The organism is Actinophytocola sp. (assembly GCF_036555685.1).
Taxonomy (GTDB): Bacteria; Actinomycetota; Actinomycetes; order Mycobacteriales; family Pseudonocardiaceae; genus Actinophytocola.
This window is the reverse complement of the sequence record NZ_DATBKY010000058.1, coordinates 1-20,763: the sequence shown is the minus strand read 5'-3', so window position 1 is coordinate 20,763 and position 20,763 is coordinate 1. Positions and strand designations below refer to the sequence as shown.

The 20,763-nt window shown below is 71.9% G+C and carries 21 protein-coding genes and 1 tRNA gene; 13 read left to right on the top strand and 9 right to left on the bottom strand.

Features of this window, described 5'->3' with window-relative positions:
- Window positions 1–27 precede the first annotated feature (27 nt).
- Complete coding sequence (locus VH969_RS06620; protein WP_414638433.1) at window positions 28–642, top strand: TetR/AcrR family transcriptional regulator; 615 nt, start codon at window positions 28–30, stop codon at window positions 640–642.
- A gap of 82 nt (window positions 643–724) precedes the next feature.
- Window positions 725–1,150, top strand: coding sequence for a hypothetical protein (locus VH969_RS06615; RefSeq protein ID WP_331971990.1), 426 nt, complete (start codon window positions 725–727; stop codon window positions 1,148–1,150).
- Here VH969_RS06615 and VH969_RS06610 read toward each other — a convergent pair.
- The 4 genes from VH969_RS06610 to VH969_RS06595 all read right to left on the bottom strand — a co-directional run bounded on the left by VH969_RS06610 (window position 1,147) and on the right by VH969_RS06595 (window position 5,854).
- Window positions 1,147–1,368, bottom strand: a complete 222-nt coding sequence (locus tag VH969_RS06610; protein WP_331971987.1) for a DUF3618 domain-containing protein — start codon at window positions 1,366–1,368, stop codon at window positions 1,147–1,149. The two genes, VH969_RS06615 and VH969_RS06610, sit on opposite strands and share 4 nt — an antisense overlap.
- Window positions 1,369–1,441: 73 nt before the next feature.
- On the bottom strand, window positions 1,442–2,914 hold the full coding sequence (locus VH969_RS06605) for a P-loop NTPase family protein (protein ID WP_331971984.1): 1,473 nt from the start codon (window positions 2,912–2,914) through the stop codon (window positions 1,442–1,444).
- On the bottom strand, window positions 2,911–4,734 hold the full coding sequence (locus VH969_RS06600; RefSeq protein WP_331971981.1) for a dynamin family protein: 1,824 nt from the start codon (window positions 4,732–4,734) through the stop codon (window positions 2,911–2,913). The genes VH969_RS06605 and VH969_RS06600 overlap by 4 nt, the downstream gene beginning before the upstream one ends.
- Before the next feature lie 109 nt (window positions 4,735–4,843).
- Window positions 4,844–5,854, bottom strand: a complete 1,011-nt coding sequence (locus VH969_RS06595; RefSeq protein WP_331971977.1) for an IniB N-terminal domain-containing protein — start codon at window positions 5,852–5,854, stop codon at window positions 4,844–4,846.
- A 267-nt stretch (window positions 5,855–6,121) separates the two neighbouring features.
- Between VH969_RS06595 and VH969_RS06590 the strand changes: the two genes are divergently transcribed.
- From VH969_RS06590 to VH969_RS06565, 6 genes are all read left to right on the top strand, one after another.
- Window positions 6,122–7,747, top strand: coding sequence for an Hsp70 family protein (locus tag VH969_RS06590; protein ID WP_331971974.1), 1,626 nt, complete (start codon window positions 6,122–6,124; stop codon window positions 7,745–7,747).
- Window positions 7,744–10,149: a helix-turn-helix transcriptional regulator gene (locus VH969_RS06585; RefSeq protein WP_331971971.1), complete on the top strand. Its 2,406-nt coding sequence runs from the start codon at window positions 7,744–7,746 to the stop codon at window positions 10,147–10,149. The genes VH969_RS06590 and VH969_RS06585 overlap by 4 nt, the downstream gene beginning before the upstream one ends.
- A complete protein-coding gene (locus VH969_RS06580) occupies window positions 10,136–10,789 on the top strand; it encodes a class II aldolase/adducin family protein (protein WP_331971968.1) in 654 nt (217 codons plus the stop codon). Before VH969_RS06585 ends, VH969_RS06580 begins: the two co-directional genes overlap by 14 nt.
- 52 nt (window positions 10,790–10,841) lie before the next feature.
- Window positions 10,842–12,260 carry a flavin-containing monooxygenase gene (locus tag VH969_RS06575; protein ID WP_331971965.1) on the top strand — a complete coding sequence of 473 codons (1,419 nt, stop codon included), beginning with the start codon at window positions 10,842–10,844 and terminating at the stop codon, window positions 12,258–12,260.
- A complete protein-coding gene (locus VH969_RS06570; RefSeq protein WP_331971962.1) occupies window positions 12,257–12,868 on the top strand; it encodes a TetR/AcrR family transcriptional regulator in 612 nt (203 codons plus the stop codon). Before VH969_RS06575 ends, VH969_RS06570 begins: the two co-directional genes overlap by 4 nt.
- 96 nt (window positions 12,869–12,964) lie before the next feature.
- Window positions 12,965–13,489 (top strand): GNAT family N-acetyltransferase, encoded by a 525-nt coding sequence (locus VH969_RS06565; RefSeq protein ID WP_331971959.1) that lies wholly within the window; start codon window positions 12,965–12,967, stop codon window positions 13,487–13,489.
- On the opposite strand, the gene VH969_RS06560 is transcribed toward VH969_RS06565, so the two are convergent.
- The 4 genes from VH969_RS06560 to VH969_RS06545 form a co-directional block, all read right to left on the bottom strand.
- Window positions 13,455–14,315 (bottom strand): exodeoxyribonuclease III, encoded by an 861-nt coding sequence (locus VH969_RS06560; RefSeq protein ID WP_527249148.1) that lies wholly within the window; start codon window positions 14,313–14,315, stop codon window positions 13,455–13,457. The two genes, VH969_RS06565 and VH969_RS06560, sit on opposite strands and share 35 nt — an antisense overlap.
- 29 nt (window positions 14,316–14,344) lie before the next feature.
- Complete coding sequence (locus VH969_RS06555) at window positions 14,345–14,563, bottom strand: putative signal transducing protein (protein ID WP_331971956.1); 219 nt, start codon at window positions 14,561–14,563, stop codon at window positions 14,345–14,347.
- Window positions 14,564–15,244: 681 nt separating this feature from the next.
- On the bottom strand, window positions 15,245–16,321 hold the full coding sequence (locus VH969_RS06550; protein WP_331971946.1) for an IS110 family RNA-guided transposase: 1,077 nt from the start codon (window positions 16,319–16,321) through the stop codon (window positions 15,245–15,247).
- A 226-nt stretch (window positions 16,322–16,547) separates the two neighbouring features.
- Entirely contained in the window at window positions 16,548–17,843 is a 1,296-nt protein-coding gene (locus VH969_RS06545) for a M28 family metallopeptidase (protein WP_331971943.1), read from the bottom strand.
- A 238-nt stretch (window positions 17,844–18,081) separates the two neighbouring features.
- Between VH969_RS06545 and VH969_RS06540 the strand changes: the two genes are divergently transcribed.
- Both VH969_RS06540 and VH969_RS06535 read left to right on the top strand, forming a co-directional pair.
- A complete protein-coding gene (locus tag VH969_RS06540) occupies window positions 18,082–18,279 on the top strand; it encodes a ribbon-helix-helix domain-containing protein (RefSeq protein WP_331971940.1) in 198 nt (65 codons plus the stop codon).
- Window positions 18,280–18,324: 45 nt separating this feature from the next.
- Complete coding sequence (locus VH969_RS06535; protein WP_414638432.1) at window positions 18,325–18,621, top strand: GIY-YIG nuclease family protein; 297 nt, start codon at window positions 18,325–18,327, stop codon at window positions 18,619–18,621.
- A gap of 267 nt (window positions 18,622–18,888) precedes the next feature.
- Here VH969_RS06535 and VH969_RS06530 read toward each other — a convergent pair.
- A tRNA-Leu gene (locus VH969_RS06530) sits at window positions 18,889–18,961 on the bottom strand.
- A 251-nt stretch (window positions 18,962–19,212) separates the two neighbouring features.
- Here VH969_RS06530 and VH969_RS06525 point away from each other — a divergent pair.
- The 3 genes from VH969_RS06525 (at window position 19,213) to bcp (ending at window position 20,575) form a co-directional block, all read left to right on the top strand.
- The gene (locus VH969_RS06525) at window positions 19,213–19,380 is read left to right on the top strand and encodes a hypothetical protein (RefSeq protein ID WP_331971934.1); all 168 of its coding nucleotides are present in this window, start codon (window positions 19,213–19,215) and stop codon (window positions 19,378–19,380) included.
- A 283-nt stretch (window positions 19,381–19,663) separates the two neighbouring features.
- Window positions 19,664–20,080, top strand: a complete 417-nt coding sequence (locus VH969_RS06520) for a hypothetical protein (protein ID WP_331971931.1) — start codon at window positions 19,664–19,666, stop codon at window positions 20,078–20,080.
- 21 nt (window positions 20,081–20,101) lie between these two features.
- Window positions 20,102–20,575, top strand: coding sequence for a thioredoxin-dependent thiol peroxidase (gene bcp / locus VH969_RS06515; protein WP_331971928.1), 474 nt, complete (start codon window positions 20,102–20,104; stop codon window positions 20,573–20,575).
- The last annotated feature ends 188 nt before the right edge of the window (window positions 20,576–20,763 follow it).

Genomic DNA, 20,763 nt, shown 5'->3' with positions numbered 1-20,763 from the left:
GTAGGTTACTTCCGGTAGAGTAGCGCCGTGGCCCCCACCGAGTCCAAGCGCCGCCGCATGCCGCGGGCGGAGCGCGAGCGGCAGATGATCGCCGTCGCGGAGGAGATCTTCGCCGAGCGCGGCTACCAGGCGTCGTCGATGGACGAGATCGCCGAGCAGGTCGGCGTCTCCAAGCCGATGCTCTACGAGTACTTCGGCTCCAAGGAGGGCCTGCTCGTCGCCTGCATCCGGGCCGCGAGGGCGGAACTGCTCGCCGCGACCACGGCGTCCGTCGACGGCATCGGCTCCGCGGAGGAGGCGCTGCGTAGCGGGCTGGTCACGTTCTTCCGCTTCATCGACTCGCACCGGCGCTCGTGGGAGCTGCTGCGCCAGGAGGCCGCGGTGGTCGGCCAGGCGGCGATGGACGAGATCGAGGGCATCCGCCGGCAGCAGACGCAGGTGAACACGACCCTGTTCGCGGCCTACCTGCCCGACCACCCGGCCCGCGACCTGGAGGCATATGCCGAGGTCGTCGTCGGCGCGTGCGAACGGCTCGCGACCTGGTACGTCGCGCGGGAGGACGTTACGGCGCAGGACGCGGCGGCGATCATCATGCGGATGGTCTGGCACGGGCTGGCCACCGGCACGCACGGTGATCGTTAACGGAATATCGTCGGCAGAGCGTGTCTTTCCGTTAGGAAAGGTGTAGCAATGGGCGCAGGATGCTGCCGAGAGGGGCGGAGCTATGCCTGATCCGATCGAAGTGAACTACGTTCCGGAAGGCGACGACTGGCAGGTGACGGTTTCCGGGCGGGGCCAGCGGCTCACCGGCAAGGCGCCGGGCCTGATCGCCGCTCGCGACCGGGCCGACCAGCTGGTCGAAAAGGTCGCCCCCGCGGAGAAGTTCCGGACGGTCGTACACCTGCTCAACGGGGATGCGCTCGAGTTCACCACCGCGTACCTGACGGCTCGCCTGGGGAAGCCGTCGGACGCCGAGCCCGCGAAGCCGGTCGCCGAGGCGACGGCGGCCAAGCCGTCGCCGACACCGAAGCCCAAGCCGAAGCCCGTCGAACCGCCCGCGCCGCGCAAGGAAGGCGACGACGCCCCGCGGAAGACCAGGGCCAGGCACGGCGCCAAGCACGGTGTCAAGCCCGGTGCCGGCGGCGACTAGCTGAAGATCTTCCGGAGGAGGAGCAGCAGGATCACCGCGGCGACCCCGATCAGCGGGTACTTCACCTTGGGCGAAGCGAATGTGGAGCGCGCGCTGGTCTTGGCGCCGTCGACGAGCCGCTTCGGGCTCGCCTTGGTGCCCAGCTCGTCGAGCGTCGACGCGAGCGCGTCACGCGCCTGCTCGATCTCGCGCTGAATGGTGTCGGGGTCGCGAGCCACGGTTCCTCCCTCGCACGACTGGTCCAGCCGCAACCGTAGCGGGCACCACGCCCGGACACACGCAGGCCCGCCGTCAGTACCGCGCCAGCTTCGCGATCATGCCCTCGCAGCTGCGCACCACGACCCGGGCCGCGCGGCGCTGCCCCTTGCTCAGGGCGTGGTTCTCCGCCTGCTCCTGCCAGCGGCGCAACGCGTCGGAGACCGCGCCGTGCAGCTCGGCACCGGACGGCTCGCGGTCGAAGCCCAGGCGCGCGGGCAGGCCCGTGCCGACGCCACCCACGAGCCGCCGGGCCTCGGCCGCCAGCGGGTCGGGCAGCTCCGTCCGCCCGCCGTGCAGCGCGGCCAGCAGGCGCAGCTCCCGGAAGTCGTGCGCGCCGACCACGAGCTGCTCCAGCGAGGTCACCAGCTGCCGGGCCGCCGGCCGCGGCTCCATCCGCAGCACGACCTCCAGCGCCAGCACCGCCGACCGGGCCTTGAGCACCTCGTGCCGGTCGGTGAAGCACTGCTGGATCGCCTCGCGCAGCTCCTGCAGCCCGCTGCGCGCCACCAGCTCCTCCGCCAGCCCGTCCCGCGAGTCGTAGCCCTGCCGGATGAGCGTCGTCACCAGCCGCACGCCGAACATGCCGAACCGGTCCAGCAACGCCGTCCGGGCCCGCGCGTCCAGCCGCACGGGCAGCCCGTCGCCGGTGAACCGGTCCGTCGAGACCAGGCAGCTCTCCAGCTCGCGGCGGGGCACCGCGGCGAGCGTCGCGAGCGAGGTCAGCTCGCCGTCGGTCAGCGTGCGGCCGGCGTGCGCGAGCAGGCCCGACACGGCGATCACGTTCTGGCACAGGCCACGCAGGCCCACGTCGGTCCGGTGCTGCCGCGCGATCCGCTTCGCCGACGTGAGCGCGTCGATCCGCCCGCCGCCGACCTCGTCGGCCCGCGCCAGCACGACGATCGCGTTGACCGGTGTCTCGCGCGCGATCGGATGGTCCTGAATGGACTGGAGGAACCCGATGTCGGCGCGGGTCGGGTTGCGCATGAGGTACAGGACCGCGTCGGCGTCGAGCGAGATCCGGGACGCGACGTCGGTCGCCGCGTCCGATGTGGACGTCGCGGGTTCGGTGGCACCGGTGCCGATCGCGGGCGTGTCGATCAGCGTGAGCCCGCGCAGCGCCCGGCTCGGCCAGTCGACGACGATCCGGTCCAGCGCGTCGGCCCGCCAGCCCTCCAGGTCGATGTGCAGCCGGCCGTCGACCCGGGCGACCGGCGCGTCGCGCGGTGGCGCCTGCGTCGGGTACATCTGCGCGCGCGGCGCCGTGCCACCTCGGTACCACGTCAGCACGCTGCCCTCCTCCACGAGCAGCGGCGCGATCTCCTCCCCCACCAGGGAGTTGACCAGCGTCGAGCGGCCGGTCTGCGGCAGCCCGGCGACGGCCAGGCGCAGCGGCTCGGCCAGGCGCTCCACGTGCCGGCGCAGCCAGTTCGTCGCACGTGGACTGTCGCGGTACAGCTCGAGCGCCTCCAGCAGCATGGCGTGCGCCCGCTCGGCGAGAGAAGTCACGCGGTGAGCCCGCGCCTTCGTGGGTTCGGGATCACCAGCGCCTGGCTTCGCTTGTGCAGGCTGACGAGCCGGTCCACCTCGGCCGCGATCTCCTGGCTGCGCCGCCGCCGGTCGGCGAGGTCGGCCTCCGCGGCCCGCTTGGCCTCGGTCGCCTTCTCCGTGATCCCCGTCTGCAGCCGGTCCACCACCGACGCGAAGTGGTCGCGCAGCTTGCGCTGGATCTGCCGGGCGGTGTCGCGGCTCTCCTTGTTGTAGGACAGGAAGAAGTCGTCGACGTGGCGCTGTGCGGCGGTCTTCGCCGTGGCCTGCCGCCGCTTGAGCCGACTACCCCGCTCGTCCCAGATGGTCTTCGCGCCGAACGCGGCGCCCGCGCCGAGCGAGATCGGGTTGATCAGCGGCAGGCCGGCGATCGTCGTCGCGAGGCCGAACATCAGCAGGCCGCCGTAGGACCCGCGCAGGCCGACGAACAGCTGCTGGCCGACGGAGAACTTCTCGATCCGCGGCGGCGTCAGGTCGCCGATGTGGTCGAGGAGATCGCCCGCGTCCGCGGCGTCGGGCAGCGCCTCGTCCAGCGCCACCTGCTTCGCGATCTTCGTGGAGAGCCACTGGAAGCGCTCGATCAGCCAGCTGAAGTTCGTCTCCGCGGTCTCCGCGAGGCTGTCGCAGAGCCAGTACTCGAACTCGTCCCACGATCGGGCCGGGTCCGCCACGTCGAAGTACTCCTCGGCGATGCGCACGATCTTGCGGGTCCGCTCGCGCAGGTCGTACTCCACATCGGACAGCAGGTCCGCGACCTCGTCGCCGAGCATGGTCTGCCAGCGGCTGGACCGGCGGCGCAGCTCGTCGAGCGTGCGCTGCGCGGCCCGGTACTGGACGTGCGCCTGGCCGAGCTTGCCGCCGCGGGCCTCGGCGAGCTCCTGGTTCAGCGGCGTGAGCAGCTGCTCGGTCGCCAACGCGCTCGCGGCGGCGGCGCTGCGGCCGGCCAGCACCTCGCTCTTGCCGAGCACGTCCTGGCGCAGGTGCCGGACCAGCTCGACGAAGCCGGACTCCTCGTTCAGCTCCTGGTCGCCGTTGCGGGCCGCGGCGAGCCGGACCGTCGCGGACACCGGGATCACGTCGACCTGCAGCCCGGCCGCGGCGAGCCGGGCGCGGTTGCGCTCGGCCACCCGCCGCCAGCGCGGCACGATGTCGATCTTCGTGAGCACGACCGTGACGGCCGGGCAGACCTTCGCGACCTTCTTCAGCAGCTCCAGTTCGGACGCACACAGCTCGCACGTCGCGTCGGAGATCACCAGTACCGCGTCGGCGTTGGCCAGCACGGCGAACGTGACCTGCGTACGCAGCGAGCCGACGCCGCCGAGCCCGGGGGTGTCGATCAGCACGAGGCCGCCACCCAGCAGGTCGCGCGGCAGGCCGACCTCGGCGTGCACGTCCTTGCGGCGGGTCTCGAGCGTCTGGGTCGCGACGTTCTCGACCGGCACCGGCACGCGGGCGGGCTCGGCGTCGGCCGGGCCGATCGCGCGTCTACCGGAGGTGGGCATGTCGGTCACGAGTGCGGCCGTGGGCACCTCGGCGTGCTCGACCGCGGTCGGGGTCAACGTCGTCACGTCGTCGCCCACGGCGCAGACCGGGGCGTTCACGAGCGCGTTGACCAGTTGGCTCTTGCCTTGGTTGAGCTCGCCGATGACGGGGACCCGGATTCTGGAGTCGAGCAGCATCGCGCGCTTGCGCTCGAGTCTCCCGGCCAGGTCGCTGCGGTGGTGAGTGATGCAGGCCGCGATGGTGTCGTCGAGAACGGTGAGCCAGGGCGGAGTCCTCACCCGGGAGAGTGTGCCGTGCTACCCCATTTGGTTCAAAGGGGGGCCGGGACCCGAGATCGAAATCCCAGGTCCCGGCCCGTCGGGGTTGGGGCAAACCCCTTCTGGGGCCTCAGAGGCCGAGGTTCAGATCGTCCGCGACGTCGCCGACCGGCAGGTGGTCGGTCACGTGGTGGACCTGGTCGGTGAGCCCGCCGACCGGGCTGGAGCCGACCGCGTCGGTGACCGGGTTGTGCTGCAGCACGTTGGTGACCGCGCTGGTGTCCGGCACGTCGACCGGCAGGCTCGGCGCGTCGACGGGCAGGTTGGCCGGCAGGTCGCCCAGGTCCGGCAGGTCGTTCAGCGCGGGCAGGCTACCCAGGCCCGGCACCTCCGGGCCCTGCGGAACGGCCGGCAGCGACGGCAGCGCGTCGGTGGACGGCAGGTTGCCGGCCTGCTCGGCCATGAGGCCCGCGCCGTCGATGACGTCCTCGGACACCATGTCGGTGACCGACTCCACGCCGTGGGCCAGCGGGCCGGCCGGCGTGGCGCCGAGCAGACCCTCGAAGTGGTCGCCGCCCGTGTCGAGGCCGTCGGCCAGGGTCAGCGCGCCCATGTTCGCCATGTGCGTGACGGTCCCGGCGACGGCGTCGCCGGTGTCGCTCAGCTGGTCGGCGACGTCCGCCGGGTCGGCCGGGGAGAGGTGGTACTCGCCGGTGGAGTCGACGTCGCCGTAGCCCAGCGGGGACACGGCCGCGACCGACACGCCGTTGTCGCCCATCGTGACGCTGCCGGCCAGGCGGCCGAGCGCGTCGGTGGCGGTGCCGCCCCAGACGCCGAGCTCGCCCTCGCCGGCCCAGGCCTTCATGGCGCCGAGATCGTTGACGACGCCCAGCGAGCCGCCGAGCGAGTCGGTGCCGTCCATGACGCCGGTGGCGTCCACGGCGAAGTCACCCAGCGGCGTCTCGCTCGGGAGCGCGTCGGTGACCAGCGGGATGACCTCCTGCACGTCCTGCGGCGTCAGGTCCCCCAGGCCCGCGTCCGCGAGCGCGCCCGTGGGGTCCGCCGCGTAGGCGGAGCGCGCTGCGTCGTCGTTGAGCAGGTTGAGGACGAAGTCCTGCAGGTTCTGGAACGAGTAGGTCAACGGAAGTTCTCCTTGCGGATTCTGTGCGGTGTGCGCTGGCCGGCGGGTTCGGGCCCGCGGCGTCGCAGTGCGGGGATGAAGCTAGGGAGCACGGGGCCGCGCGGACATCGGGGATCACTCCTGGTTGTGGCGTGACCCCATAGGGCCAAGATTCGTTAAGTCATTAGGGGGTTAGGGGATCGCCCACTAACCCCACTCCGGGTTGTCCGTCGGGGGACCGCCTTTGGTAATAACTACCCATCGCGGTCACGGAGAGGAAGCGCCCGTATGCCCTACGCCCTCGGGATCGATCTAGGCAGTGGCCACCTCACGGCCGCCATCTGCCGGAACGACCACGAGCGCTGGTCGGAACCGCAGGTCATGGACATCGACGGGGTGCCGATCACGGAGGCGGTACTGCACCTCACCGACGAGGGCACCGTCGAGATCGGCGCCCGGGCCCTGCGATACGTGACCGCCCGGCCGGACTACGTGACCCGCGGGTTCGTGGACCGGGTCGGCGACGAGGTCCCGGTCATCCTGGGCGGCCGGCCCTACCCGGCGGAGGTGCTGATCGCCGCGGCCGTCGGCTGGATCGCCGACTACGCGGAGGCGATCGAGGGCATGCCGGCGAGCCAGCTCGTCGTCACCCACCCGGCCGGCTGGGGCGGCTACCGGCGGGCCGTGCTGCTGGGCGCGCTGCGCGAGACCGGCCTGCCCGAGCTGACCCTGCTGCCGCGCCCGGTCGCGGCCGCGGAGAGCTACGCGGCGACCGAACCCGTCGAGGTCGGCCAGGAGATCGCCGTCCACTCGCTGGGCGCCGGCCGGTTCGAGTCGGCGGTGCTGCGCCGCGGGTCGTTCGGCTTCGACCTGCGGGCGCACGCGCACAGCATGGAGACCACCGGCGGCGACCTGTTCGACGACCTGCTCGCCGCGAAGGTGCTCGACGAGCTCGGTGACGAGGTCGAGCCGGTGGCGCTCGCGAAGCTGCGGGCCACCTGCCGGAAGGCGAAGGAGCGGCTGTCCACCGAGCTGGCGGTGACCGTGCCGGCGCCGCCGCGGTCGCCGCGCGGCACGGTGATGGTCAACCGCACGGACCTCGAGGAGCTGATCCGCCCGGCCGTCGAGGCCACGGTCAGCTCGCTGCAGCGCACGATCCAGGCGGCGGGCACGTCCACCGGCACGCTCCGCGCGGTGGTCCTCGTCGGCGGCTGCGGCCGGATCCCGCTGGTCAGCGAGCTCGTGTCGGTCGGCGTACGGGTCCGGGTGGCCGCTGCCGCGGACCCCGAGCTGTCCATCGCGCGCGGCGCCGCGCTCGCCGCCGCCCGCGTCGCGAAGCCGACCGTCCAGGCGCGCGCGCTCGCCCACCAGCCGCTGGCGGCCCACACGCCGGAGCCGGTCCGGCCGGCCGGGAGCGACCTCGTGAGCCTGGCCGAGCTGCCGCCCGAGGACCTCGCCGACATCGGCCCGCCCCCGCCGCGGCCGCCCGTGGAGATCACCCCGCTCGAGCCGCCGAAGCGCCGGATGCTGCCGTTCGGCCGCCGGGACGACGAGGACGTCGACGACGACCGGGAGCGGTACCGCGAGGACGAGCCGGACGAGGAGCGCGAGCCCGCCCGCACCGGCGGCCGCCGCCGCGAGAGCCTGTTCGAACCCCGCCGCCGCGACTGGGACAGCGCCGAGCTCGACGTGCCGCGCCGCCGCCGCGCCGAGGAGCGCCACTGGCCGGACGACGACGAGCCCGCCGCACGCTCGTGGCCGGCCGAGCCGAGGCGCCGCCACCGCACCGACGACCGGGCGTTCAACGAGAGCCTCCCCCGCAACCGGCACGGGCGGCGCGAGAACCACGCGGACTACGTGGACGGCGAGTACGAGGTGGCCGACGAGCCCCGCCGAGGCAGGGAAGCCCGTTGACCCCGATCCTCGACGACGCCACCGCCACCCACCTCACCGCGCTGGCCGCCGACACCAGGCCCGGCGCGCACGTCGCCGTCCTCGCGCCCGGCGGGCACGGGAAGACCATGCTGCTGGCGCACCTCGCCCGCGCGGTCGAGGCCGCCGGCACCCCGGTCCACACCCTCGCCGAGCCCGGGTCCGAGGGCGTGCTCCTCGTCGACGACGCACACCAGCTCGACGACGCCGACCTGCGCCGGGTCACCGGCCTCGCCGGCACCGTCCGCATCGTGCTCGCCGCCCGGCCCTGGCCGAGGCCGGCCGCGCTCGCCGAGCTGCTCGAGCTGGTCGGTGAGCAGGTCCTCCCCGAACCGTTCGACCTGACCCAGGTCCGGCAAGCCCTCCCCGCGCGGCTGCGCACCGACCGCTTCGCCGAGTTCGTCCACGGCCAGACCGGCGGCGTGCCCGGCTTCGTCGACCGCCTCGCCCGCACCGCGACCGGCGAGCCCGAGGTGCCCGCGGCCGCGCTCGCCGAGTTCCGCCCGGAGCTCGCCCGCCTCGACGAGACCGTGCTCCGCTTCCTCCTCGCCGCGGACGCCGGCGTCGGCCTGCGCCTCGACCTGGTCGTCGAGCTCCTCGAGACCCCGGACGTTCACGACGTCGTCGAGGCCGCCCGCGCCACCGGCCTCGTCGGCCCCGCCGGCACGCTGCTGCCGATCGCGCAGCGCGCGGTCCGCGCGCTCGTCCCCGTGGAGCGCCGCGCGTGGATCCGCCAGCGCCTCGCCGAGCTGCAGCTCGCCCGCGGCGGCCAGGTCCTCCCGCTCATGCGCCCGCTCGCGACCACCGGCATCGGCGGCGCCGGCGCGGCCACCGCGTTCGAGGCCGCCGCGGCCGAGGCGCTGGCGACCGAACCCGCGCTCGCCGCCCGCCTGTACGCGGCCGCGGTCACCGCCGGGAAGGCCGGCATCGAGCTCGGCGCCCGCCGGGCCGAGGCGCTCGCGCTGGCCGGCGACCTCGACGGTGCGCTGCGCCTGGCCGACGAGGTGCTCACCACCGAGGACGCCCCGCGCCGCAAGGCCGCCGCCGCGGTCGCCGCCGCCGCGCTCGCCCACCGCGGCCAGCTCGCCCGCAGCGCGCAGCTGTACCGCTGGGCCGGCGTGCACCCGCTCGCCACGGTCGCCGCGCTGGGCATCGGCGAGCCCGCGGACGCGAAGGATGCCGACGGCCCGCCGACCTCGCTGTGGAGCGCGCTCGACCTGATGGCGCGCGGCGTGCGGGAGTCCGTCACCGGAGCGCCGACCACCGCGCTGTCCATGCTGGTCCGCGCGGCCGGCACGCTCGAGCCCGTCGGCCGCGGCGTGCTGCTGCCGGACAGCCCGGCCGCGCTCGGCGCGATCCTCGCCCTCCACCATGGCGAGCTGGCCACCGCGACCTCGCTGCTCGAGCGCGCCATCGCCGCGTCGACCGGGGGCGCCCCCCTCGCCACCCGGCACAAGCTGCTGCTCGCCTGGATCGCCATGGTCCGCGGCGACCTCCCCGAGGCCGGGAAGATCCTCGCCGGGCTGCCCCGCTCGCTCGAACCGCGCGACTCGCTCTTCGCCGTCGCCGCCGAGGTCGGCGTCGCGCGCCGGGCCGGCGACGCCGCGACGCTCGGCCGCGCCTGGCTGCGGGCGGGCGAGGCCGTGCTGCGCCATCCCGTCGATCTGTTCACGTTCCTGCCGCTCGGCGAGCTGACCATGGCCGCGGCCCGGCTGCGGGACGAAAGCCGCCTCGCCACGCACCTCGACCAGGCCCGCCTGCTGCTCGCCGGGCTGGGTGACCCGCCGCTGTGGGCGACCCCGCTGCGCTGGGGCGGCCTGCACGCGGCGATCACCGCCGGCCGGCGCGACGACGCCGAGGAGCACGCGGCCGCGCTGCGGACGGCCGCGGAGCGCGACGAGCAGTTCGGCACGATCGCCGCGGCCGCCGGCTGCTGGCTCGACGTCGTCGACGGCACGATCGACCCGGACGCCGTCGAGGACGCGGCCCATGGCCTGCACGGCGCGGGCTTCACCTGGGACGCCGCCCGGCTGGCCGGCCGGGCGGCGACGAAGACGTCCGACCGCGCGGCCATGGTCCGGCTGCTCGACTGCGCGCGGATGGTGCAGGGCAAACCGGTCACCGCGCGCCGGGTGTCCACATCGGACGTCCCGGACATCGGCGGCCTCCCGCGCGAGGTCAGCCTGAGCGACCGGGAGCTGCAGGTGGCCGAGCTGGTCGTGTCGGGCATGACCTACAAGGACGTCGGCGACCGCCTGTTCATCTCCGCGAAGACCGTCGAGCACCACGTCGCGCGCATGCGCCAGCGGCTCGGCGCCACCAGCCGAAGCGAGCTACTGTCGCAGCTTCGGACGCTGGTGGGGAGCTCGGTTGCACGAGAGTGAGCGCGCACGGATCGTCAGCGAGATCGTCACCGCGGGGCGGCGGCTCGCGGGCGGCGGGCTGGTCGCCGGCACCGCCGGCAACCTGTCCGTGCGGGTGGGCGACCACATCGTCGTCACCGGCTCCGGCACCGACCTCGCCGACCTGACGCCCGCGCGGCTGACCGTCGTGGACACCGGCGGCGCGGTCCTCGACGGCGACCTCGCGCCGACGTCGGAGCTGCCGCTGCACCTCGCGATCTACCGCGCGACGGGCGCGGCCGCGATCGCGCACGCCCACTCGCCGTCGTCGATCGCGGTCGGCGCCACGCACGACGTGCTGCCGCCGGTGCACTACGCGACGGTGCCGCTCGGCGGCGTCGTGCGGGTCGCCGGCTACGCGACGTTCGGCACGCCGGAGCTCGCCGCGAACGTGCTCGCCGCGCTCGACGGCCGGGTCGCCGCGCTGATGCGCAACCACGGTTCGGTGGCCTACGGCGCGAGCGTCGGGGAGGCGTGCGAGCGGCTGGAGACAGTGGAGTGGCTGGCCGATGTGTACCTGCGGGCGGTCGCGCTCGGCACACCAAGGCTGCTCACCGGCAAAGAGCTCGACGCGGTCGCGGCGCAGCTCGAGCGGCTCGACTACGGTCGCCCGCCGGGCTGAAGCTCATATACTGCGCTCTGTTGACCGCACGCCAACGGAAACGGGGCCCGCGATGCCGTCCGTGCTGATCATCGGTGCCGGGTTCGCCGGCATCGGGATGGCCGTCGAGCTGCGCCGCGCGGGCTTCTCGGACGTGACGGTCGTCGAGAAGGCCGCCGACCTCGGCGGCGTGTGGCGGGACAACACCTACCCGGGCGCGGGCTGCGACGTCCCGTCGCCGTACTACTCGTTCTCCTACGCGCCCAGCTCGTCGTGGCCGGTGCGCTTCTCGCCGCGTACGGACATCAAGGAGTACCTGACGCGGGTGGCCGACCGGTTCGGCATCCGGCCGCGGTTCGGCGTCGAGGTGACGGCCGCGTCGTGGGACGGCGCCCGCTGGCAGGTCGAGACGGGGACCGGCGAGGTGCTCGAGGCGGACGTGCTCGTGCCGGCGGTCGGCCAGCTGTCCCGACCGTCCATGCCGGACATCGTGGGCCAGGCTTCCTTTGCCGGGCCGAGCTTTCACTCCGCGCGCTGGGACCATTCGGTGGACCTCGCCGGCAAGCGGGTCGCGGTCATCGGTACCGGTGCGAGCGCGATCCAGTTCGTGCCACGGATCCAGCCGGCGGTCGCGGAGCTGACGGTGTTCCAGCGGACCGCGCCGTACGTGGTGCCGAAGCCGGACGTGGCGTATGCCGAGTGGCGCAAGCGTTTCCGGTTGGCGCAGCAGGCGGAGCGGGCGTTCTTCTGGGCGCTGTGCGAGGTCGGCACGCTCGGCATCATGGGCAACACGGCGGTCACGAAGTCCGTCGAGTGGATCGCGCTGCGGCACCTGCGCAACCAGGTGCCCGACCCGGCGCTGCGGGCGAAGCTGACGCCGGACTACCGGATCGGCTGCAAGCGGGTGCTCTTCTCCGACGACTACCTGCCCGCCCTCATGGCACCCAACGTGCACGTCGAGACCGCGGCGATCACGCAGATCGTGCCGTCGGGCGTGCGGACGGCCGCCGGCGTCGTGGACGCCGACGTGATCGTGTACGGCACGGGTTTCACCGCCACGGACTTCCTCGCACCGATCAAGATCCGCGGCGTCGACACCGACCTCGGCTCCGCGTGGGCGGATGGCGCGCGGGCGTACCTGGGCATGGCCGTGCCGGGCTTTCCCAACATGTTCCTGATGTACGGACCGAACACCAACCTCGGCTCGGGCTCGATCCTTTACATGCTGGAGCGGCAGGCCCGCTACATCCGCCAGGCGGTCGAGCACGTCGCCACCTACGGGTCCGGTCTGGACGTTCGACACGACGTGGCGGACCGGTTCGACTCGGAGATGCGCCGGCGGCTGGCCGGCACGGCGTGGACCCGCTGCCGCAGCTGGTACCGGGTCGGCACGGGTCCGGTGACGACGAACTGGCCGGGCACGGTGAGCGAGTACCACCGCCGGACGAAGCGGCTTGCGGTGTCGGACTTCCGGATGGTGGTGCCGGCTTGAGTGCTGCGGAACCCCGGTGGCGGCGGCTGGAGCCGGACGAGCGGCGCGAGCAGATCCTGGCTTGCGCGGTGGCGCTGTTCGGCGAGCGGCCGTACGCGGCTGTGTCGACGACGGAGCTGGCGCACCGGGCGGGGGTCGCGCGCGGGCTGATCAACCACTACTTCGGCACGAAGCGCGACCTGTATCTGGAGGTCGTGCGCCGGATGGTGACGATCCCGCAGGTCGCGGTGGACTCGTTGCCGGACGGTCCGCTGGAGGAGCGGGTCGAACAGTCGGTGGTCTGGTTCCTGGACGGCGTGTCGAGGCACAGCCGAACCTGGCTGGCGGCGATCGGGGCGGAGGGCGTGGACACGGAGGTGGCCCGAATCCTCGCGGAGGCCGACGAGCTGGCCGCGGATCGCGTCCTGGAGGCGACCGGCCTCGCGGATGTGGTGGCACACCGGGAGGAGCTGCGCGCGCTGATCCGCTCGTACGGCGGCCTGGTGAAGGCGACGGCGCGGGAGTGGCTGGTGCGCGAGTCGCTGAGCCGCAAGCAGGTGCAGCAACTCCTGTCGACGGCCCTGCTGTCGATAGTCCGCGACGTGGTCCCGAAGATCCAGTCCTCTTAGGACGTCCCACCGCGCCACTCGCCCGGCCAGGAGTTGTCCACGGCCCGGCGCAAAAACGGATGCCCGCGACGAGCCCGCCGTGCGACAGTGACCGCCGTGTTGATCAGGCGCGAGCAAACCACCGACGTCGACGCGATCCACGCCGTCCACGCCGACGCGTTCGAGACCGAGCTCGAAGCCCGCCTCGTCCGCGCCCTGCGCGCCGATCCCGGCTGGCTCCCCGAGCTCTCACTCGTCGCCGACCGGGACGGTGACATCGTCGGCCATGTCGTCTGCACCCGCGCCCACATCGGCGGCGCACCGGCCCTCGGGCTCGGTCCCCTCGGCGTACGCACGCCCTACCAGCGAAAAGGCGTCGGCAGCGCCCTCATGCACGCCGTCCTCGGCGCCGCGGACGCGCTGCACGAATCCGTCGTCGTGCTGCTGGGCCACCGCGGCTACTACCCACGCTTCGGCTTCGTACCGGCGGCGAGCGTGGGCATCGAACCGCCGGGCGACTGGGACGACCACTTCCAGGCCCGCCCACTCACCGCGTACGCGAACACGCTGCGCGGCGCTTTCGCCTACGCCAAGCCGTTCACCGACCTCACGCCTGCGGAAGGCGATGCTTCCCCGGCTTGACCGACGGCGCCGACGGCGGCGGCACGACCGGCCCGATGTCTCCATCGGGCGCCTCGTCGAGGTCGATGATCACCGGCGCGTGGTCGCTCGGCCCGGTCCCCTTGCGCGCGAACCGGTCGACCCAGGCCGCCCGCACCCGCCCGGCCACGGACGCGGTGGCGAGCACGAGGTCGATCCGCATGCCGAGGTCCTTGGGGAACATGCCCGCGCGGTAGTCCCAGTAGGTGAACACGCGCTCGTCCGGCCACCGGTCCCGCACCACGTCCCGCAGCCCGAGCGACTGCAGCGCGGCGAGCGCCTCCCGCTCCGGCGCCGTGACGTGGGTCTGCCCCTGGTAGGCGACCGGGTCGAACACGTCGGCGTCGGTCGGCGCGATGTTCATGTCCCCGCAGACGATCGCGTCCGCCGGCCCCGCGGCGACGACCTCCTTGAGCGCGGCGAGCCACTCCAGCTTGTACCGGTAGTGGTCGGAGCCGGGCACCCGCCCGTTCGGCACGTACAGCGAGTGGATCCGCACACCCCCACACGTGGCGGCGATGGCCCGCGCCTCGGGATGCGGGAACCCGGGCGCGCCGGCGACGCCCTGGACCACGTCGTCGAGCCCCACCCGCGACAGGATGGCGACCCCGTTCCAGCGTGCCTCCCCGTAGACGGCGGCCTGGTACCCCCGCTCGGCGAGCACGTCGCCGAGCAACTCGCCGAACATGTCGTCCGGCACCTTGGTCTCCTGCAGGCAGACGACGTCGGGCTGCCGCTGGTCGAGCCAGGGCACGAACCGGGGCATCCGCTGCTTGACGGAGTTGACGTTCCAGGTAACCACGCGCACGGCGACCACACTAATCGCGGCCACCGACGCTACGCGTCCTCGACGGCCACCCCCGCGTCGGCGAGCAGTTCGCGGGCGTCGTCGAGGCGATCGTCCGCCACGAGGATTCGGTTGGTGATCGCGTTGATCGAGCCGTCGATCGTGCTCATGTGCGCGTCGGCCACGGAGTGCGGGATCTTCGCGTCCGCCAGCAACGAGGTCGCGAACGAGACCAGCACCGGATCGTTGGAACGCAGTAGCTCCGCCATGCCGCGATCGTACGCGCGCCGAACCGCCCCGGACCCGATCCGAAGCGGCTCTTAGCAAGGTCATGCGGTCAGCTGTGCGTCCCGCGCGTGGTCGGGGCTGCCGCTGCGCCACAACCTTGCCGAAGCGGACCAGCTCTCCGTAGGTCGAGGGGTCGAGGTCGGACGTGATGAGGTCCAGGACCGGCCCGGCGGCCTGCGACGCGTCCGCGTCTGGCTGAAGTCGACGAACCACGGCCGCGATGCCGGCCCGGTCGCTGCGGGCGGGCACGCTGGACCTCGCCGTGCTGGCGTCGGCGCCGCCGTTTCGCCCACTGGACGCCGAGTCGCCGCCGCTGGCCGTCGGCACGCTGAGCGAGCGAACCCTGCACCTCGCCGTGCCCGCCAACCACCCGCTCGCCGCCGGCGACCCAGCGTCGGCGTCGCCGACCTGGCCGGCGAACGCTGGATCGCGAGCCCGTCGGGCTCACGACTGTCCCGCCCTCGCTCGAACCGGCCGTCCCGGTGGGCGTCCGCGTGTTCACGGTGCGCGGTGACCCGGCGGAAACGGGTCACGTGGTCCTCGGCCTCCTCCCGGACGCGCTGCCGGAACCGGCCGGTCACGTGGCCGGCCCTCGCGGACGCGGCAGCCGGCCTGGGCCCTGACGTGAGGCCCAGGCCGTCGCGGAGATGCTCCTATGGATGTCAAGCGGCGAGTTCAAGATCGTTTGATGTGGTGATGAGTTGGTAGAGCTCGCGGGCGATGTAGCGTTTGAGGCATCGGATGATCTCTTTCTTGGATAGGCCGTCCTTGGTGCGTCGCTCCATGTAGGCGCGGGTGCGGGGATCCCAGCGCAGGCGGCACAACACGACGTGGTGGAGCGCCTTGTTGGCTTGCCGGTCGCCGCCGCGGTTGAGGCGGTGCCGGTTGGTTTTGCCGGACGATGCGGGGATGGGAGCGGCACCGCAGAGCATGGCGAACGCCGCTTCGGAGGTGAGTCGGTCGTGGTTTTCCCCGGCGGTGGTCAACAGTTGGCCGGCGACGTCGGTACCGACGCCGTTGGCAGCGACCAGGCTGGGGTTGATGGAGAGCACCAAGGGCTTGAGCAGTTCGTCCAGGTTGGTGATCTCAGCGGTCAGGTGCTGGTGGCGGCGGGCCAGTGACCGTAAGGCGATCTTGACGGCGGTGGCCGGGGATGCCGTGTTGGTCCGGTCGGGGCGCATGTGGGCACAGGTGGTGATCAGGTCCTTGACGCCGAGGCTGCGTAGCCGCTCCCGCAGGTCGTCGGGGGCGGTGACGATCAGGGTCTTGATCTGGCGTTGAACGTCAGCGCGTTGATCGACCGCGCTGCGGCGGGCGACCCGCAGGTTCCGCACCGCCTCGACCCGTCCGTCGCGTTGCTTGGGTATGCCGGTCCGCTCGGCGGCTAGCGCGGTTCTGGCGGCCTGGACGGCGTCGATCGGGTCGGACTTGCCCTGGAACCGGCGGGTCTTACGGTCCGGCCGGTCCACCTCGACCACCTGAACCCGCTCGGCGCGCAGCAGCCGGGCAAGTCCGGCGCCGTAGGCACCCGTCCCCTCGACACCGACATTCACCAGCCGCCCGAACGAGCGCATCCAGGCCAGCAGCGCGACGTATCCGGCCGCGTCGGCGGGAAACTGCTCGCTGCCCAGCACCCGCCCCACCTGATCGATCACCGCCGCGGTGTGGCTGTCGGAATGGGTGTCGATCCCACCGGCGATCTCGGTGATCGCCTGGCCGTGGGGTGTAATGGAGGGCATCGTCGTCCTGTCGTTCGTGACTGGGGCAGGGCGGCACGCACCAGCCGGGCGAACGGACAAGACAGAGATGGGGCCTCTGGCCAGGCTCCTATTAAGTCACAACGCCACGCACGGTGAGTGCACACGAGCACCTCCCGACCAGGGACGACAGATCCCGTTAAAGACCCGAAGTCAGTCAGAACTTGGGTCAGACCCCGTCGGGAGGTGCTCACCTACATCATCTCTGTCAGAACTGCAGGCTCCACCCGTTGATCGTGCCGGTGTCGGCGCGCGCGGCGTCGCGGACGCGCAGCCGCCAGGTGCCGTTCGCGACCTCGGCCGAGGCGTTGACGGTGTAGGTGGCGACGAGGTTGTCGGCGCTGCCGCCGCTGCGGTTGTGCAGGTTGTAGACGCTGCCGTCCGGGGCGATGACGTCGACGACCAGGTCGCCGCGGTAGGTGTGGCTGATGTCCACGCCGACGGCGAGATCGCCCGGCGCGTTGCCCGGCACGCCGGTCACGGTGATCGGGCTTTCCACAGTGGACAGATCCGGGATGGCCACGTCGGTGGGGTTCTCGAAGCGCGGCCCAGCCGGCGGGGTGGCGGCGGTGGACAGCGTCCAGATGGCGTACGCGATCGCGTCGCTGTTGCGGTCCAGCGCGGTGACGTTGATGTTGCTGCTGGTGTCGCAGGACGCGTGGTAGCAGCGGTCGAACGCCTGGCCGGCCGTGCCGCCCCACTTCTGGGCCTGCGCGCTGGACTTGATGCCCTCGGCGCCGGTGAACAGCCCGCCGGTCGGGATGCCCGCGTTGGCGAAGGCCGCGTGGTCGGAGCGACCGCCGACGGACGTCAGCTCGGTCGGCACGCCCATCGCGGCGAACGGCGCTTCGAGGACGTGCTGCAGGTCGGTCGAGCCGGGCGGCTGGCCGCTGCTGGAGTAGACGAAGTAGGCGGGGTTCGGCGAGCCGACCATGTCGAAGTTGACGTACCCCTTGATCTTCGCGCGCTCGGTGGCGGGCAGGCTGTTGACGTAGAAGGTCGAGCCGACGAGCCCGCGCTCCTCGGCGCCCCACCAGCCGAACCGGATCCGCTTGGCGGGGTCGAGGTTCTGGCTCGCGACGGTGAGGGCGACCTCGAGCAGCGCGGCGGACCCGGACCCGTTGTCGTTGATCCCCGGCCCGGCGGTGACGCTGTCCAGGTGCCCGCCCGCCATGATCACGTCGTTGGCGTCGCCACGCGGCCACTCGGCGATGAGGTTCCACCCGGTCGCGCCGCCGGACGTGAACGGCTGCAGGCTGGTCGTGTAGCCGGCGGCGTCGAGCCGGGCTTGGACGTAGTCGATCGAGGCGCGGTACCCGGATCTGCCGTGGGCCCGGTTTCCGCCGTTGGCGTTCGCGATGGACTGCAGCTGCGCGAGGTGCGCCTGCACGTTGGCCACGGGGATGTCGGGCGCCGCGAGCGTGCCGGGCGCCGCCGCGGCGGGCGCAGACGCGACCCCGACGGCGACGAGCGCCGCGGCCAGGGTCGGGAGAAGGGTTCGCATGTGGTGCCTCCAGCAGGGTAGGAAGGACAAACCACCACAGAGCGTCCCGGAACGGGCAGGACCGGCGTACAGCCGTTCGAGCGCCGTTCTTCCCAGTTAAGCCGGGAACACCGGCGCGAGCGTGAGCCCCGGCCCCACCCGGTGCGAATCGGAACAGCCGCGACGCGCATAGGTCGGCCCCGCCGTAGCCGGCGAACCGGATCCTGAAGCCGACATCAGATTCCACGATGACGGCATCGTGAGTAAGACACGCCAGGTCTCGATCACACTGCCCAAGGAACTGATCGACACGATCAAAGCGGCTGTCGAGCGGGGAGAGGCGCGTTCGGTGTCCGCCTACATCTCGAACAAGCTGGCCCCAGCGGTGATCATGGACGCGCTGTTCGCCGAGTGGGACGCCGAGCGTGGCGCGCCCTCCGCAAAGGTCGGGAAGTGAGCCGTCAGGAGCTTGACCGGGCGCCTCGAACCCCGGGACCGCATCATGGAACTCGGCGACGCGTCGGTTCCTTTTCCCTTCGACATCCACTTGTTGCGCTTCTCGGAAGACGCTGTCGCGCTCGAGAACGAGCTACACAAGTTGTTTGCTGACCGTCGCATGAACCACGTTAACCTCCGCCGAGAATTCTTCTTCGCGACGCCACAGGAAATTCGCATCGCCTTGAAGAAGAAACTCAGCAATATCCTCGAGTTCAACGAGGCCCCAGAGGCCACCCAATACTTCCAAAGCCGAGCCGACTGGCCTGAATACATCAGACGCCGGACCTCTCAATACAATTGACCCCGCCGCCAGTTCAGCGGTGTCGTTGCGGTCGCCTCTCCAAACGACGCTGACACCACCCGCTACGGGCGCACGCAGGCTACGGCCAAAGCAGTCCGATCCCATCACTCAATCTGGCGCAGCAGAGCTTGCTCCGCGGCCGCCAGGTCGCCATCAATCACGTGAGCTACGCCAAAGTCGAGCTATTCAATGACAGCCATGCAAAACTCGCACCCTAAGATCAAATTAGGCGATCTGGAGAAGCCAGTTTACGCAGGTCAGACTAGGTGGGGCCGAAGGGAGTCGAACCCTCACTGGCTGGATCCTAAGTCCAGTGCCTCTGCCGTTGGGCTACGGCCCCGACGCCCGTGGGCGCTGTTGCATAGGGTAGCCACCTCGGAGTTCTCGGAAGTCACGACATCCCGACGCCAACTGGTTGGCATCCAACGGGCAGGCATGCAGTCACGAGTGGCCGCAACTTCGGCCCCTCGCTGATCGCCGACGCGGACACCGTCCTCGCGGTCGCCCCCGACATGGTCGACGGCAGCACCGCGTCCTCTACGCCACCGGACCGCTCCCACCCGCCGTCTGACCTCGTGTCACCATGAACGCATGCGCGCCCTCCTCGACAAGCTCGTCGACCGGTTCGAGGCTCGCGGCGTCTACGTTCCCGGCGAGGACAACAAGGCCATCTCGCCATGGAAGGACTACGGCTGGCTCATCGCGCTGTGGCTGATCACGGTCGCGGTGTTCGTCCTCTTCTTCGCCATGGCGGCTTAGCCGGACACGACACGAACAGCGTGGCAACGATCACGTTCGGTGTCCCGGTGGTCACAGGTCGGCCACGGCACGACACCAGGTGCGCTTCAACGGTCCTCCGCCGGGGACGCCACCGGAATAGTGCATTCAGACGTACACACCTCCCAGGGGAAGGGGCCTCCCGGTGCCGATCGCCAGACTCGCGGTCGCGGCCTGCGCGCTGCTGGTTCTGGCCGGAAGCGCCGGTTGCGGGGCCGGACAGATGTCCGAAGCCACGCCACCGACGCACACCGCGAGCCCGTCCGTGGCCGCCGAACGGTCCGAATACCGCACCTCAGGCGGCATCCGCACCTCGATCGGCAAGGGCGTGGCGCTCACCGCCGCCGCGCCGACGAGCTTCACCCCGACCGACACCGCCTACCCGCGCGCCGCCCGTGCCGTGGCAATCGACATGGTGATCGACAACGGCGGGACCATCGCCTTCCGGCCCGCGCAGCTGTACTTCACGGCGACCGTCGATGGCGCGCCGGCCAAGCAGGTGATCGACTCCACGCAGGGTTACACGGGGGTCTCGGGCGCCACCGACGAGGTCGCGCCGAGCCAGAGCCTCCGCTTCACCGTGGCGTTCGCGGTGCCCGAGCGTACGTGCAAGATCGAGGTCTCCGTGCGCCCCGACACGGCCGCCGCCACGACCATCGAACTCTACGACGGCACGGTCTGACGGCAGGCTAACGTCGGCATCATGAGTGAGCAGAAACGGCTTTCCGTCGGCGATGCCGCGCCCGACTTCCGCCTCCCGGACAGCACCGGCAAGGAGGTCGCGCTGTCCGACTTCCGCGGCCGGCGCGTCGTCGTCTACTTCTACCCGGCCGCCGGCACACCCGGTTGCACCAAGCAGGCCTGCGACTTCCGCGACAACCTCGCCGAGCTCAACGACGCCGGCTTCACCGTCCTCGGCATCTCCCCCGACAAGCCGGCCAAGCTCGCGAAGTTCGTCGCCGACGAGGGGCTGACGTTCCCGCTGCTTTCCGACGAGAGCCGCGACGTGCTCACCGAATGGGGCGCCTTCGGCGAGAAGCAGAACTACGGCCGCACGATCATGGGCGTGATCCGGTCGACGTTCGTGGTCGACCCGGAGGGCAACATCGAGCGGGCGATGTACAACGTGCGCGCGACCGGACACGTCGCGAAACTGCGCAAGGACCTCGCGGTCTGAAGGTAACGAAAAAGCTCCGAAAACCACCGGGAGACAACGTAAGAACGGGCTGACGCGTACGCCGAACGCCGCTGGGAAGTTGCCGTTTTCGCAGGTCAACTTCCCGAATTGCGGTCGCGTATTGACGGCATGCGCACCAACCTGCTTCGTGCTGTTCGTTCGCTCGTCATCGTCGTGCCGCTCGGGCT